Below are 15,244 nucleotides of genomic sequence, written 5' to 3' on the forward strand. Positions count from 1 at the left end.
CATTGCGTTACCATGGCGGCGTTGCCATTAAGCAAGGTTCAGGATGTCCGCGTTTCACGTACCTACTTCGAATCTCCGCCGTACCAACCTTACACTGACCATCGCCCTGTTCCTGGTCGCTGCGCTGGGCATTTTCTTCGTGCGTGAAGTCGTCAAACTGCAGGCGGCCATCGAAACACTGCGCGACAACGACCTGTCCCGTGTCGAAGTACGCAGTGTGCTGGTCGATCTGCTCGATGCGGAAACCGGGCAGCGGGGTTTCATCCTGACCGGGGACGAAACCTATCTCACGCCCTACTACAGGGGCAAGAACCATATCAGGGAAAGCATCCGCAGGGCCCAGCAATCGCAGGGTGCGAGGGATGAGCACGTCGCGGATTTCCCGAAGATCCTGCTGTTGGCGGAACGAAAGCTGGAAGAGCTCGATCGTACCGTGGTGCTGAAGAGGCAGGGCGATGCCGCCGGCGCGCTGGCGGTCGTGATGGGCGGCTACGGCAAAGCCACCATGGACGAGGCGCGCCTGCTCATCCAGCGCAATATCGAGGAGTTGCGGCGGCAGCGGGACCAGACCATCGACCGGCTGGATGCGCGGCTCAGGAACTCGGCCATCCTGCTGGTCCTGATCCTGTCCACGGTGGCGGCGCTGGCGGCGCATGCCTGGCGATCGCTGTCGAAGGCGGTCGCCGTCAACAACAGCCTGGCCCAGACGCTGGGACGGGAAGCATCGAATGACGCCCTGACGGGCTTGCCGAACCGGCGCTTCTTCGACCGCTGGGCGCGTCAGCTGGTCAACAAGAGCCGGCGCGAGCGCGCGGCCTTCACGCTGCTGCTGATCGACCTCGACGGCTTCAAGAAGGTCAACGACACGCTCGGCCACCCGGTCGGCGACGAGGTCCTCAAGGAGGCCGCCCAACGGCTCCAGGCGACCCTGCGCGGCGGCGAACTCCTTGCCCGCCTGGGCGGCGACGAATTCGGCCTGATCATCGAAGGGAATGTCGCCCGTGCGGACCTGGAAAAGCTGGCACGCCGGCTCATCGATTCACTGACCCCGAGGCTGCACGACCGGCTTGCGGACGGCGCGGTCGGCGCCAGCATCGGGGTCTCCTTCTTTCCGCATAACGGCAGCGACGTCGACGCCCTGACCGAGGCGGCCGACGGCGCCCTGTACCAGTCCAAGCAAGGCGGCCGCGGCATGGTGTCCTTCGCCCACATCGGCAGCAACGACATCATCAAGGCGCGGCCGGACAACCAGGCTTAAACGGCCGCGTCCCGCCCGAAGGACGCCCGATAAGCCTCGGCCGCATCCTCGCGGGTATTGATTTCGACATGCACGCCGCCGGGGATCGCGGCGAAGAAGCGCGAGCCCCGCGCATGCCGGAGGATGCCGGTGGCAAGCTGCACGCCCTCTTGCTTGAACTGCGCGTACAGGGCGTCGACATCGAGCGCGGTCGGCACTTCGAAACCGATGTGGAAATTCGCCGGCCAATCGACCGGGCGATCCGCCGCGTCTTCGATCACGATGTCGAAATCGTGGCGCTTCAGGATCTTGCTGCCGCCGAAAGAGGATGAGGAACATCCCAGATAGTGCTCGAAGAATGCGGCGGTGGCATCCACGTCGCGGGACGGGAAGCTGATATGGTTGAACTTCATGCTGCGTGTTACGGAAGTCATGCTGGCTCCAATGGATGGAATTGGAAGCACGTACACGCGGGAGGGAGGATGCGCAAGAGCCGGAGACGGACAGCCGGACGCCCAGACACCTCCGTTCATCCGCGACGAACGTGGTCCATGTATGGGCGTTGGTTGACGTAAACGCTTACGGCCGCAAGAAAAGCGACGGCGCTAGCCTAGCACGGAAAAACAGGCTGGTGCAAGGCCTGCCGTCGCGCACTGTCATTGCGGCTCGAAGGCCCCCAGGTAATCGAGCTTGCCGATCTTGACGCCCTGGTTGCGCAGGATGTCGTAAGCCGTCACGACGTGGAAATAAAAGTTCGGTAGTGCGAAAGTGAGCAGGTAGCTCTCGCCGCTGAAGCTCGCGCCGAAGCTGCCGAACTTCAGGCTGACCTCCCGATCGGCGCCGGCGTCGACCTGCGCCGTTTCGACGCCCTCCAGATACGCGATCGTGTTGGCGATGCGCTCCTGCAGCTGGGCGAAGCTCGTCTCGTCGTCGGCGAATTTGGGGGCTTCGCCGCCGCTCAGGCGCTGCACCGCGAACTTCGACGCGTCGCTCGCGCGCTGAATCTGGGCGGACAGCGGCAGCATGTCCTCGGCCAGGCGGGCGCCGAGCAGCGCCTCGGGGGCGATGCCGGCCTGCGCGGCGTGCTCCTCGCCTTTCTTCAGCAGATTCGACAGGACGGTCAGGCCGCGCACGAAAGCGGGCACGGATGCTTTGGACATTGTCAGGGACATGGCAATTCCTTATTTTATGAATCGGAAGGTGGGCTCGATGTTCATCGCGTGCAGGTGGCGCACGATGTCTTCGAGCGTGGCGTCTTTCAGCAGAAGGCCGTCAGACGTGGCGGGTTTGGGCTTGGCAAGCGCCCTGGCCGGCGCCTGGGTTTGCGGCTGCAGCGCGAAGGCCTCGGCCGCCAGCGCATCGGCCGCCGCGCTGGAGGCCGCTTCGGCCGGCGCCGGTGCAGGCGCGTGCCGCTGCTCCAGCTTGTGCAGGGCTTCGCGGAACTGCTCGTCGGCGATGCTGTCCAGGCCATCCAGGAAGGCCGCCTGCCCCGACAGCGGCGGCGACACGTCCAGCCCCGATTCCTCGGCGAAGGACGCGCCCATGCCGGGGTGGATGAAGGCCGCCCACTTGCCACTGCGCGGGTTCAGGCAGGGCGGCAGGTAGACCGGCGCGGTGGCGGCGTCCGGCGCCAGCTCGGTTTGCGGAAAGTAGGATTGCTGCAGCAGCTCCAGGAATTCCTGGGCCTCGCCGGCCGGCACCGGTGTCTCCAGCGACAGCCACAGACGGTAGGCGCTGGCGCCGTCGATGCTCACCGCCGGCGCCGGCAGGCCAAGGTCGGCCTGCAGGGCGTTCGCGACCAGGCACAGGCGGTCCCAATGCCCCGCTTCGCCATCGCCGAAGATCTTGCGGAAGGGGATGGCCAGCGCGCGCGTCAGACCGTCGGCCGTCGTCAGCTTGATGGCGAGGGTGGTCTTGCCGGCGATGTGGGCGGCCAGCGCCTCGCGGGTCACGGCCTCGGGCGCGAGGTAGAGCCGCGTCAGTTCTGCAATCAGTTTTTCCATGGTCTCTTTCAAATCATCCCGCCTCTGCGCGCCGCGTTCTTGCCCAGCGCCGCCAGGTCGAGATCGGCGTCGCCTTTGTCGATGGCTTCCTTCAGCACGCCCTGCAGCGCTTCGCCGAAGGCCAGCGGCAGGTTCCTGGCCTGCCCCGCTTCCACCGCCAGGCGCACGTCCTTCTGGCCCAGCGAGAGCTTGAAACCGGCCGGGCTGTATGCTTGCCGCGCGATCATGCCGCCATAGCCTTTATACACGGGCGAGCCGGCGAACAGGGTGCTCGTGATCAGGTCGATGAAGTTCTCGGCCGGGATGCCGTAGGCACGCGCCAGCGCCGAACCTTCTCCCATCGCTTCGATCGCGCAGGCCAGGCTCAGGTTGCAGGCCAGCTTGACGGCGTTGGCCTGTTCCGGCGTCTCGCCGAAGCGCCAGGTCTTCTGGCCCATCAGGTCCAGCAGCGGCTGCACGCGGGCGATCAGTTCGTCGCTGCCGCCGGCCAGGATGTTCAGCTTGCCGGCTTCGGCCACGTCCACGCGGCCCAGCACCGGCGCGGCCACATAGCCGACGCCCTTCTCCACGTGCAGCGCCGCCATCTCGCGCGCGAACGCGACCGAGACGGTGGCCATGTTGACGTGGATGCTGCCGGGCGCCATCGCGTCCAGCACACCGCCTTCGATCAGCACCTGACGCGTGGCATTGTCGTCGGCCAGCATGGTGAAGACGACGTCGGCAATGCCGCACTCGGCGGCGGTGGCGGCCGGCTTGGCGCCCTTGGCCGCAAGCGCCTGCACGGGGTCGGGATTGCGGTTCCAGACGTGGACGATCTGGCCGGAGCGCAGCAGGTTCGTGGCCATGTGCTGGCCCATGGCGCCCAAGCCGATGAATGCGATGGTCATTGCCGGTCTCCTTCAGGTAGGTGGAACGAAAACCGTATTAGACCAGCAATTCCCGACACCCGCAGGACGCCGCCCGCCGAGGGCCGCTCAGCCGGCAAGCACGGGCAGCCGGATGGTAAAGGTGGCGCCCTGGCCGCGGCCGGCGCTGCTGACGCTGAGCGTGCCCTCGTGCAGCTCGACGATGCGCCGCGCGATGTAGAGGCCCAGCCCGAGTCCGGCGGCATTGTTATCCTGTTGCAGCCTGAAGGCGCCAAACACGTGCGGCAGGTCTTCCGCTTCGATGCCCTGGCCCGAGTCGGTGATGTCGATCTCGACCATGCTGTCGAGCCGCCGGATACGAATGCGGATGACGCCGCCCTCCGGCGTGAATTTCACTGCGTTGAACAGCAGGTTCCAGACGACCTGCTGCAGGCGCTGCCCATCCGCTTCCAGGCGGATATGCTCGCCGTAATCGGTCGGCGTCACCTGCATCAGGATGTTCTTGGCGTGCGCGTGGGTTTCCACCGTCGAGATGGCGTCGCGCAGCACCTGCCCCAGCACGATGGGCTTGCGCACGATCGACATCTGGCCGGTCAGCGTGCGCGCCGCATCGATCAGGTCTTCCACCATGCCCACTTCCTGGCGCACGTGCACGCGCATCGCTTCGAGCCCGCTGACCGCTTTCGGCGGCAGGTCGGGCATCGTGCGCAACAGCAGCTCGATGCGCATCGAGATCGCCGACAGCGGCGTGCGCATCTCATGCGAGACCGTCGCCAGGAACAGTTCGCGCGTGCGGTTGACCCGCGTCAGGTCGTCGATGGTTTCGCGCTGGCGGTCGAGCGTGTTCGACAGCGTGGCCAACAAGGCTGCATAGGTGCTCATGCGCTGATCGGACACCGGCGCATCGAGCCGCGCCTCGTTCCACAGCAGATGGCCGGCCAGCCCGATCTGCTTGGCGATCCGCTCGCAGGCCAGCGGCGAGCTGAAGTCGGCGAAGCGCCAGCCGAACACCAGCACGCCGTAGACCCGGCCGCGCAACAGGAGCGGCTGGGCGCAGACGCGGAAACCGTCGCTGAACTGCCCGGACGCGGAACTCCCCTGCGCACGCACGGACTGCACCAGCGTGCGCTCGAACGCCGTGCCGGGGCCATCCTCGGCCCACAGGGTCGAACGTTCCGCCAGCAGTGTGGCCATGCGCGAGTTCGTCAGCGGCCCGATGTGGCGCACGCCTGCGGTGTCATACGCGGACGTGACAAGTCCCGTCGCTTCCGTGAACTGCCGCAGCGGCGTGCGCCAGTCGTCCCAGTCGACCGGCGGCTTGTCTGGCAGTTCGGCCGTGATCACCTGGGCTGTTCGGTCGGCATGCGCGCCGAGTCGGGCAAGGGAGCGCCGCTGGCCACGGCTTCTTCGATGGCCAGGCTCTGGCGCGACGGCGAGCGGGACAGCAGGCCGTAATAGGACGAGAACGGCAGTTGCGGCACGGCCTGGGTGTCGCTGCCGCGTTCGTCGATCAGCACCAGGCCGCCCGGTCCGATTTCGTATTCGCGCGTGACCTGCACGTTGCGGCTGCCGCGGACCTTCGGCACGGCCAGTGCCCGGCGCAACACGGTCGAGATTTCCACGTAATTGAGCAGGATGATGTTGTCGACCAGGTGCGAACCCTTGAGTTCTTCGCTGATCTGCGATACCCCCAGCAGTTCCGGGCTTTCGTAGTTGAACAGGGTCGTGGCCAGGCGGTTCTTGAAAAAGCTGGCCAGCGCGTACAGGTAATCGGCCACTTCGTCGGCGCTGGTCATTTCATACACGGCCACCGAATCGAGCGCGATGCAGTCGATGTTTTCCCGCTCGACCAGCTTGACGATGCGGTCAAAGTGCACGTCCAGCTCGAGTTCGAGCGGCGATTCGTAATGGATGAACAGCTTGCCCGCATCGACCAGGGCCTGCAGGTCGAAACCGAGCGACTTGGCATTGCGGATCAACTGGCGCGGATGTTCGTCCAGGCTCACCAGCAGGGCCTTGTGGCCGTTCTTGATGACGTCGGTCAGGAACTGGACGCTGAACACGGTCTTGCCGGTGCCGGAAATGCCGCTCACCAGCGTGACCGAGCCTTCATAGATGCCGCCGTCCATCATCTTGTCGATGGCCGGCGAGCCTGTCGACAGGCGCCGTTCCGAGGTCGGCTGGTCGGGCGAGGCGACCGGGCGCGACTGGGCGCGGCGGTACACGTGCACGCCCACCTCCGGCTCGATGCGCATCGTATGGCTGCCGCCGATGAAATCCTGGCCGCGCGATTTCGTCACCGTCAAGTGGCGGTGCGCCCGGCGCCGCACCTCGCCGAGCGACAGCGAGACGATGGTGTCGAACACGAAGCGCTCGTGCGCCAGGATGCCGGTCAGCGTTTCATCCCGCTCGGCCGTGACCATGGTCGTCACGCCCAGGCGCGTGAGGCCCTCGATCAGCAGGTGCACGTCCTCGCGGAAAGGCATGTCGTGCACGTCGGCGTACAGGCGCAGCGGCGTCAGGCCGTCGATCAGCAGGCGCTTGGCGCCCATCTCGGTCAGCGACGCGGCAAAGGCGCCGTCGCCGCTGCGGAATTCGCTCAAGAGCACAGCCGGGCTGGTCTGGATGATCCTGATCTTGCCCTGGTCGATCATGCCTTGCAGGTCCCAGTTGAAGCCGGCGGCGTCGCGCAGCAGCTTGGCGGGGTCGAGCTCGAAGGACACGATGGCGCCCGGCTCGTCGTAGTCCCGGGCGCCGTGATAGATGAAGCCCAGGCCGAAAGTGGTCTTGCCCGAACCGGGCGGACCTTCGACGATCAGGTTGTTGTTGCGAGGAATACCTCCGCGCAATACCTCGTCGAGCCCGGCGATACCCGTCTTGACTAGTGCGTTCATCGATTTGTCCTTTGGAATTGTGTCAGCTTAACATGCGGCGATGCAACAGTCTTGGAACTGCGACGAGCCGGCTGCCGGCGCTGGGCGCGCACATGCTGCCAGTCAGTGCAATGAGGGGAACATCCGGTCAGTCGCTTCGGCAAAGATAGTCAAGAATTGTAATGTCCCCCTTCGTCTTTTGTTTGCACGATTGAAACAATGGACGTGTCCGCCATGTGGCTTGCACGGGAGGTTCCGGCTTTCGTTTGGGGTAAGCTGCTTGCCATGGAAATCGCCGCCGCCACCTGCCTGTTCCTGCTGGTCGCCACGACCTTCATCCACTACGAAGTGCTGCGCCTGCTCACCAGCACCCTGCCCGTGCTGCGGATCCGGCCGCGCGTGCAACTGATCTTCGTGATCGTCGGCGCGTTCGGGGCGCACTTTCTCGAGATCCTGCTGTATGGCGCTGCCTACTACGTGCTGGCCACCTGGTTCGACATCGGCAGCATGGGCCAGCCCGGGCCCTTGCCGTTTTCGCGCTGCCTCTACTTTTCTGCCGAGACTTATACGACGCTGGGTTATGGGGATGTACTGCCGCATGGGGACTTGCGCTTGCTGGCGGGACTGGAGGCGCTGAACGGGATGCTGCTGATCGGGTGGACGGCTTCGTACACTTTCCTGTCCATGGAGCGCTTCTGGGGGCGCGAGCCGGATGCCTGAGCTCAAGCCATGACCGATACGCCGTTCAAGCCGGGCGTGCCGGCAAATACGGCGGCGATGTAGTCGATGAAAACGACGGCGCGCTGCGGCAGCAGGCGCTGGGCTGCGTACACGGCGTAAATGGGCGTCGGCTCGGCCGCATGGTCGGCCAGCAGGACGCGCAAGCTGCCATCCCGCACCTGGTCCCAGACCATCCAGCTGGGCAGGTAAGCGATGCCGATGCCGTCGAGTAGCGCGCGCCGTATGCCTTCGAGATTGTTGATCCGCATGCGCCCGCGGACCTGCATGTCGCCGCCGCTGAACGGCCAGGTGTCGCCGCGCGCCATGTAGGTGTAGAGGATGCACTGATGGCGGGCGAGATCGGCGGGCGTTTCCGGCACACCCCAGGCATCCAGGTAAGCCGCGCTGGCAAGCACCACGCGCTCCGAGCTGCCCACGCGGCGCGCCCGCAGCGCACTGTCGGCCAGCACGCCGCCGCGAATCGCCAGGTCCATGCCCTCGGTGACCAGGTCGGCATAGGCGTCGCTCAGGCGCAGGTCGAGCTGGACGTCCGGATAACGCGCCATGAATGCCGGCATGGCGCCGACCAGCTTCTCGGCGCCGAGCGCCTGCGAACAAGCGACGCGCAACAGGCCTTGCGGGTTCTGCTGTCCCCGTGCATCCGACTCGGCCTGGGCAATTACATCCAGTGCCAGGCGTGCCTGTTCGTAGTAGCGCTGGCCTTCGGGCGTGACGCTCAGGCTGCGGGTGGAGCGGTACAGCAGCTGCGTGCCCAAGGCCTGTTCGAGCGCGGCGATCTGCCGGCTGACATTCGGCTGACCGATCCCGAGCTCACGCCCGACAGCCGAGAAACTGCCGGTTTCGACTGCCCGGACAAAACAGGTCATTGCACTCAACTTATTCATTATTTACCTGGCGCGCGCCACACCTATGCAAATTTTGCATGGATATTATGCGCTCAAGTCCTCTTATCGGAAATGGTTTGCAGGCGCAGACTGCATCTGTCCCGGCATTCAAATGCCCCACTACCGAAAGGAAGATCATGTCCCGCAAGCTCGAAGGAAAAATCGCCGTCGTCACCGGCGGCAGCACCGGTATCGGCCTCGCCGTCGCCAAGCGCTTTGCCGCCGAGGGCGCCATCGTCTACATCACCGGCCGCCGCCAGGCCGAACTGAACGCCGCCGCCCAGGCTATCGGCGCCGGTGCGGTTGCCGTGCAGGTGGACTCGTCCAGGCTCGACGAACTGCAGGGCCTGTTCGGCCGTATCCAGTCCGATCATGGCAAGCTCGACATCCTGATGGCGAACGCCGGCGGCGGCTCGATGGTTCCGCTGGGCCAGATCACCGAAGAACATTTCGACGACACCTTCTCGCGCAACGTCAAAGGCACGCTGTTCACCGTGCAAGCCGCACTGCCCTTGCTCGGCGCCGGCTCCTCGGTCATCCTGACGGGTTCGACCGCGGGCAGCAGCGGCACCGAAGCCTTCAGCGTCTATGCCGCCTCGAAAGCCGCCGTGCGCGCCTTCGCACGCAACTGGATCCTCGACCTGAAGGGCCGCGGTATCCGTATCAATACCCTCAGCCCGGGTCCGATCAAGACGCCCGGACTGGTCGAACTGGCGGGCCCCGACGCGGCCAGCCAGCAGGGCCTGCTGGATCACCTCGCGTCGCAGATTCCGATGGGGCGCGTGGGCGATCCCGACGAGATCGCCAAAGCCGCCGTGTTCCTAGCTTCCGACGACGCCAGTTTCGTGAACGGCATCGAATTGTTCGTCGATGGCGGGATCGCCCAGATCTGAGCATCGGCTCGTCGCCGGCGAGCCTGCCTTCGCAGGTTTTCCGGCGGCTTGGTCATTTGTCTATTGCGTTCAGGCCCGGGCGACCCATGTAGGGGGCACGAAACCTCGTAAGCCACGGAGGAGAACGCATTGAAACGCATCTTTGCACTGTGGCGCATGGTCGCCGGCCAGGACTTGCGCCAGCTATGGTTTGCCGTCCGGCATGAGCAACGTCCCGGGTGGTTGTTGCCGGGACTTGCTGGCCTAGCATTGTTCGCGCTCGAGCCGGCGAATTTTGCGCTGCCCGTGCTCGGCGCGGTCGACGAGCTCGTGCTCGTGCCGCTCATCCTGCACAGCATGGTGAAACTGCTGCCCGCACAGGTCAGCGAGGGTTTTGCGCGTGCTTACGCCGGGCGCCGGCGCCGCGGAACCTGAGCTGCGGCGGCGCTGCCCTAAGGGCCCGCCTGGCTTTGCAATGTCGTTTGCAAAAGGTATTTGCCGATTTTCATTCCAAGTTCTTCGCCGACCTCATTGCTGTTGCGGTAGTGCACGCCGCCCCAGATGCGCGCCACGAAGATTTCGTCTTGTAACTGCTTGATGCTGGTGTATTCGCGCACCGCGCTCGGCATCGCGGAATAGCTCAGCTTGAAGGGCGGCACGGCGCCGCTGCCAAACGCCGATTGCAGGACCGCCGCCGCCGCCCCATCCGCCGCGCAGTGCGCACATGGGTATTCCGGATGCGGCGGGGTATCGATCAAGGGTGTCCAGCCTGCATCGCGCGCGGTTGCGTCGTTGCCGTCCTGGTCGGCATTGCGAATCGCGGTAATCGGGCGCCAGAAATGGTAGTGGTACTTGGCGTCGAAGACCGCGAGGTAAGCGTCGAACATGGCGGCATTCACCAGCGCGGACATGCGCGCGCTCTCTGCCAGCGGCAGGGGGCGGGTCTCGGACAGGCTCCGCGCCACCTGGTTCCATGCCGGCGGACCGAGCTGCTGCCAGAATCGCGCGGTTTCGGTCTGGTGGGCATCGCGTAGCGAACTTTTTGCCGCGCCCCATTGCCTGGTTTCGTTGAAATCCCTGGCCCACAATGCGCTCGTCAGTGCCGGCGGCGGGCCAGGCCGGAACTGGGAGATGCTCTTGAGCGCAAACGGCCTGCGCAAAGCGACATTGCTGACAACAGGCAGTCCGGTCGGGACATACATACCCGGGGCCGTCACAGGCCGATACGTGTCGGCGCCGTCGAAAGTCTTGTCGTCGTCGCGCTGGGCAAGCAGCAGCTGCGCCGCCTTTTTGCCAATCTCGATACCGGCAGCTTTCGCATCGCCATCCGGGACCGCGCCCAGGGCGTCGGCCTCGTATTGCGCCATCATCCTGGCCTGCGCCGGATACAGTGCCGCAAGCACGGTCGATGCCGCCGCATTCGCCGCGGCCCGCGGCGAGGCGCCGCCGGCACGCGGCAAAGCGCCCAGATAAGGCTTGAACCGCGGTTCGCAGGCGTTGATCGCATCGGCCATCGCAATGTGCATGATCGCCAGCGTGCGGGCCATCGCAATCGGGTTGCCGGCAATTCTTGGTCCTTCGCCCGCCATCGCATCGTTCGCATGGCGGTTCCAGTCCGCGATCACGTCCGCCCGTGACGACTGGGACAGGACCGATAAGACAACAAGGAGCACCCAACGCAGCTTCATCATATCCTCGCAATTCGACGGGGCCAGCTCTTTCGACCGACCGCTAGCGCCCCGCTTCGCTCATGGTCTCGGCGTCGCCTCTTGGCTGCATGCGGCACAAGCCCTTCGGCGTCCAGTGCTTCACCAGAGTCGTGGGAGCGAGCGCGCTGTCATGCAGGATCATGGCAAAGCCTTTGCGCGGCGCCGGGCCGGGCGCCATCAGGAGCATCGGCGGGCCGCCACGCACCACCAGGCTGTTGCCCGGCCCGCGTCCGAACTGGACGCCCTCGGGCGTTTCGAGGCAGGTGTCGCCGCTGATCGCATAGAAAGCCTCTGGTCCGGAATGGACATGGACAGGTGCGTCCATGCCTGGGCTGAAGGTCGATTTGAGGAACTCGGCCGCATAGGCTGCGTCACTGTCGACAGGGATCGGTCCTACCTCGCCAACGCGCTCGCCATGCGCGTGGACAGAGCCCTTGGGGCCAACTACGAACAGCCAGACCTGCCCGAACGCGGCCGTGACCACCCCATTGGCCGGCTGTTCGCGCCGCGCCGAGGCCAGATCGGGATAGGTGTACAACTGCCAGTAGACCGATGGCCCCTGCAGCTTGCCGAGCGGCAGATGCGCCATCAGGCATGCCGGGCCAGGATGTTCGTCCGCGCCAGCCACGCAGGTGCGCGACGTAGCTTGCGCCAGGGCGGACGATGTGCCGGCAGCGACCATGAGGCCAGCCAGCGCGGCTTGACGAACTGCCTGATCGATACCCTTCCTGCGTGCCATTTGGCCTCCCCGGCTGTATCCCCAAGCGCACAATAGCACGAAAAAAAACCGGGATACGCAGTCCCGGTTTTCGATACTTCCAACAGCCGATTAACGCTTGCGCGGCGGCGGCAAGTCCGTGCAAACACCCTCATAAGCCTCGGCCGCCATACCGATCGACTCGCCCAGGGTCGGGTGCGGGTGGATGGTCTTGCCGATGTCCACGCCGTCCGCGCCCATCTCGATCGCCAGGGCGATCTCGCCGATCATGTCGCCGGCGTTGGTGCCGACGATGGTGCCGCCGACGATGCGGTGGGTTTCAGCGTCGAACAGCAGCTTGGTGAAGCCTTCCGAACGGCCGTTGGCGACCGCGCGTCCACTTGCGGCCCACGGGAAGTGGCCCTTCTCGACCTTGATGCCCTTGGCCTTGGCTTCGTCTTCGGTCAGGCCGACCCATGCCACTTCCGGATCGGTGTAAGCCACCGACGGGATCACTTTGGCGTCGAAGAAGGCCTTCTCGCCGTGCGCTGCTTCCGCAGCCACGTGGGCTTCGTGCACGGCCTTGTGCGCCAGCATGGGCTGGCCCACCAGGTCGCCGATCGCGAAAATGTGCGGCACGTTGGTGCGCATCTGGCCGTCGACCGGGATGAAGCCGCGGTCGGTGACAGCCACGCCGGCAGCTTCGGCGCCGATCTTCTTGCCGTTCGGGCTGCGGCCCACGGCCACCAGCACCAGGTCGTAGACTTGCGCTTCCGGCGCCGGCTGGCCGGCTTCGGCGGCTTCGAAGCTCACCTTGATACCCTCCGGCAGCGCTTCCACGCCGACGGTCTTGGTCTTCAACATGATGTTGTCGAAGCGGGCCGCATTGAACTTCTGCCAGACCTTGACGGCCTCGCGGTCTGCGCCCTGCATCAGGCCGTCCATCATTTCGACCACGTCGATGCGCGCACCCAGGGTCGAGTACACGGTCGCCATTTCCAGGCCGATGATGCCGCCGCCGATGACCAGCATGCGCTTCGGCACCTGGCGCAGCTCCAGCGCGCCGGTCGAATCGACGATGCGCGGATCTTCCGGCACGAAAGGCAGCTTCACGACCGCCGAACCGGCTGCAATGATCGCCTTCTGGAACTGGACGACCTTCTTGCCGCCGTCCGGACCGGTCACTTCGATGTGATTCGGGCTGAGGAATTTACCGACGCCCTGCACCACGTTGACCTTGCGTGCCTTGGCCATGCCGGCCAGGCCGCCGGTCATGGTCTTGATGACCTTGTCCTTGTAGGCGCGCAGCTTGTCGATGTCGACTTGCGGCTTGGCGAAGCTGACGCCGAGGTCGGCCATGTGCGCGGTCTCGTCCATGATGTGCGCCACGTGCAGCAGCGCCTTGGACGGGATGCAGCCCACGTTCAGGCAGACGCCGCCCAGGGTCGCGTACTTCTCGACCAGCACGGTGTTCATGCCGAGGTCGGCGGAGCGGAAGGCGGCCGAGTAGCCGCCAGGGCCCGCGCCCAGCACCATCATTTCGCATTCGACGTCGACCTGGCCGCTGTAGCTCGAGGCGTTCGGCGCCGGCACGGTGTTCGGTGCGGCTGCATCAGCCTTGTGGGCCGGGGCGTAGGACTCGGTCGGGGCGGCCGGCTTGTCCGACGCAGCTGCTGCCGGAGCAGCAGCCGGTGCAGCTGGCGCTGCACTAGCGCCGGCGGAATCGGCGTTCGCCGATTCCTCGAGGATCAGCAGCAGCGAGCCTTCGCCCACCTTGTCGCCGACCTTGACCTTCAGTTCCTTGACGACGCCGGCGTGGCTCGACGGGATCTCCATGCTGGCCTTGTCGGACTCCACCGTGATCAGCGACTGATCGACCTTGATGGTGTCGCCCGGCTTGACCATCAGCTCGATGATTTCGACTTCCTTGAAATCGCCGATATTCGGGACTTTGACTTCGATGCTCATCTTGTCGGCTCCTTACAGCAGCGTCTTGCGCAGGTCGGCCAGCACGTCGGCCAGGTAGGCGGCGAAGCGTGCGGCGCCGGCGCCGTCGATCACGCGGTGGTCGTAGGACAGTGCCAGCGGCTGCATCAGGCGCGGCTGGAAGGTCGAGCCGTCCCACACCGGCTTCATCGCCGACTTGGACAGGCCCAGGATGGCCACTTCCGGTGCGTTGATGATCGGCGTGAAGTTGGTGCCGCCGATGCCGCCCAGCGACGAGATGGTGAAGGTCGCACCCTGCATGTTGGCCGGCGACAGCTTGCCTTCGCGCGCCTGCGCGGACAGCTCGCCCATTTCGGTGGCGATCTGCGACACCGATTTCTTGTCGGCGTCCTTGATGACCGGGACCACCAGGCCGTTCGGGGTATCGGCCGCGAAGCCGATGTTGTAGTACTGCTTGAGGATCAGCGCGCCGTTCGGCTCGTCCAGCGATGCGTTAAAGGCCGGGAACTTCTTCAGTGCGGCGACCGACGCCTTGATCACGAAGGCCAGCATGGTCAGCTTGACCGTCGACTTGGCTTTCGCATAGGCGGCGTTGGAATCGACGCGGAACTGCTCCAGGTCGGTCACGTCGGCTTCTTCGAAGTGCGTGACGTGCGGGATCATGACCCAGTTGCGGTGCAGGTTCGGGCCGGAGATCTTCTTGATGCGCGACAGCGGCTGTACTTCGGTCGGGCCGAACTTGCTGAAGTCGAGCGACGGCCATGGCAGCAGGTTCATGCCCATGCCACCACCGGCGGCGCTTGGCGCGGCGGTCGGGCCGGCGGCCATCACGCCCTTGACGAAGCCCTGTACGTCCTGCTGGGTGATACGGCCCTTCGGACCGGAACCCTTGACCTTGCCGAGGTCCACGCCCAGTTCGCGGGCGAACTTGCGCACCGACGGCGAGGCGTGGGCGCTGGCGAAGGACGGCGCCGGACCCGAGGCGGCGGACGGCGCGGCAGCCGGTGCCGGTGCGGCAGCGGGTGCCGGTGCAGGTGCTGCGGCAGGCGCCGGCGCAGCGGCTGGCGCCGGTGCGGCGGCTGCAGGTGCGGGTGCGGGTGCGGCGGCGGCGGGAGCTGCGGCAGCGCCGGCAGCTTCTTCCAGCATCAGCACCACCGAACCTTCGGCAACCTTGTCGCCCACCTTGACCTTGATTTCCTTGACGACGCCGGCATGGCTGGACGGGATCTCCATGCTGGCCTTGTCCGATTCCACCGTGATCAGCGACTGGTCGACCTTGATGGTGTCGCCCGGCTTGACCATCAGCTCGATCACTTCCACTTCCTTGAAGTCGCCGATATCGGGGACTTTGACTTCCACAATGCTCATGTTTGTTAGCTCCGTTTTATGTGTCAGCGCGTCGTCCCCGCGAAGGC

The 15,244-nt window shown here is 65.5% G+C and carries 15 protein-coding genes; 4 read left to right on the plus strand and 11 right to left on the minus strand.

Translation table 11 applies throughout. From position 1 onward, the window contains the following. Positions 1-43: 43 nt before the first annotated feature. A complete protein-coding gene (locus AC07PE_RS04430) occupies positions 44-1,258 on the plus strand; it encodes a diguanylate cyclase domain-containing protein (RefSeq protein ID WP_498761955.1) in 1,215 nt (404 codons plus the stop codon). Here AC07PE_RS04430 and AC07PE_RS04435 read toward each other — a convergent pair. The 6 genes from AC07PE_RS04435 to AC07PE_RS04460 form a co-directional block, all read right to left on the minus strand. Continuing rightward, on the minus strand, positions 1,255-1,671 hold the full coding sequence (locus tag AC07PE_RS04435; protein WP_498761957.1) for a VOC family protein: 417 nt from the start codon (positions 1,669-1,671) through the stop codon (positions 1,255-1,257). The genes AC07PE_RS04430 and AC07PE_RS04435 overlap by 4 nt on opposite strands. Before the next feature lie 222 nt (positions 1,672-1,893). Then, positions 1,894-2,409: a DUF1993 domain-containing protein gene (locus tag AC07PE_RS04440; protein ID WP_498761959.1), complete on the minus strand. Its 516-nt coding sequence runs from the start codon at positions 2,407-2,409 to the stop codon at positions 1,894-1,896. 9 nt (positions 2,410-2,418) lie between these two features. Continuing rightward, a complete protein-coding gene (locus AC07PE_RS04445) occupies positions 2,419-3,240 on the minus strand; it encodes a hypothetical protein (RefSeq protein WP_498761960.1) in 822 nt (273 codons plus the stop codon). A gap of 8 nt (positions 3,241-3,248) precedes the next feature. Continuing rightward, entirely contained in the window at positions 3,249-4,127 is an 879-nt protein-coding gene (locus tag AC07PE_RS04450; protein ID WP_498761961.1) for an NAD(P)-dependent oxidoreductase, read from the minus strand. An 87-nt stretch (positions 4,128-4,214) separates the two neighbouring features. After that, the gene (locus AC07PE_RS04455; RefSeq protein ID WP_498761963.1) at positions 4,215-5,450 is read right to left on the minus strand and encodes a sensor histidine kinase; all 1,236 of its coding nucleotides are present in this window, start codon (positions 5,448-5,450) and stop codon (positions 4,215-4,217) included. Continuing rightward, entirely contained in the window at positions 5,447-7,000 is a 1,554-nt protein-coding gene (locus tag AC07PE_RS04460) for an ATPase domain-containing protein (protein WP_498761965.1), read from the minus strand. The genes AC07PE_RS04455 and AC07PE_RS04460 overlap by 4 nt, the downstream gene beginning before the upstream one ends. Before the next feature lie 264 nt (positions 7,001-7,264). Here AC07PE_RS04460 and AC07PE_RS04465 point away from each other — a divergent pair, with 264 nt between their 5' ends. Further along, entirely contained in the window at positions 7,265-7,699 is a 435-nt protein-coding gene (locus tag AC07PE_RS04465) for a potassium channel family protein (RefSeq protein WP_498761967.1), read from the plus strand. Positions 7,700-7,701: 2 nt separating this feature from the next. Here the strand turns inward: AC07PE_RS04465 and AC07PE_RS04470 are convergent, their stop codons facing one another. Beyond that, positions 7,702-8,586 (minus strand): LysR family transcriptional regulator, encoded by an 885-nt coding sequence (locus tag AC07PE_RS04470; protein ID WP_498761969.1) that lies wholly within the window; start codon positions 8,584-8,586, stop codon positions 7,702-7,704. 155 nt (positions 8,587-8,741) lie between these two features. Here AC07PE_RS04470 and AC07PE_RS04475 point away from each other — a divergent pair, with 155 nt between their 5' ends. Next, positions 8,742-9,497 carry an SDR family NAD(P)-dependent oxidoreductase gene (locus AC07PE_RS04475; protein ID WP_498761971.1) on the plus strand — a complete coding sequence of 252 codons (756 nt, stop codon included), beginning with the start codon at positions 8,742-8,744 and terminating at the stop codon, positions 9,495-9,497. A gap of 129 nt (positions 9,498-9,626) precedes the next feature. After that, entirely contained in the window at positions 9,627-9,911 is a 285-nt protein-coding gene (locus AC07PE_RS04480; protein WP_498761974.1) for a hypothetical protein, read from the plus strand. Between the two features lie 17 nt (positions 9,912-9,928). Here the strand turns inward: AC07PE_RS04480 and AC07PE_RS04485 are convergent, their stop codons facing one another. From AC07PE_RS04485 to aceF, 4 genes are all read right to left on the minus strand, one after another. Then, positions 9,929-11,167 (minus strand): vanadium-dependent haloperoxidase, encoded by a 1,239-nt coding sequence (locus AC07PE_RS04485; protein WP_498761976.1) that lies wholly within the window; start codon positions 11,165-11,167, stop codon positions 9,929-9,931. A gap of 40 nt (positions 11,168-11,207) precedes the next feature. Next, the gene (locus AC07PE_RS04490) at positions 11,208-11,924 is read right to left on the minus strand and encodes a hypothetical protein (RefSeq protein WP_498761977.1); all 717 of its coding nucleotides are present in this window, start codon (positions 11,922-11,924) and stop codon (positions 11,208-11,210) included. Between the two features lie 90 nt (positions 11,925-12,014). Beyond that, entirely contained in the window at positions 12,015-13,850 is a 1,836-nt protein-coding gene (gene lpdA, locus AC07PE_RS04495) for a dihydrolipoyl dehydrogenase (RefSeq protein ID WP_498761979.1), read from the minus strand. A gap of 12 nt (positions 13,851-13,862) precedes the next feature. Continuing rightward, positions 13,863-15,197: a dihydrolipoyllysine-residue acetyltransferase gene (gene aceF / locus AC07PE_RS04500; protein WP_498761981.1), complete on the minus strand. Its 1,335-nt coding sequence runs from the start codon at positions 15,195-15,197 to the stop codon at positions 13,863-13,865. Positions 15,198-15,244 lie beyond the last annotated feature (47 nt).

Source organism: Telluria sp. GW821-FHT07G12, from assembly GCF_059418525.1.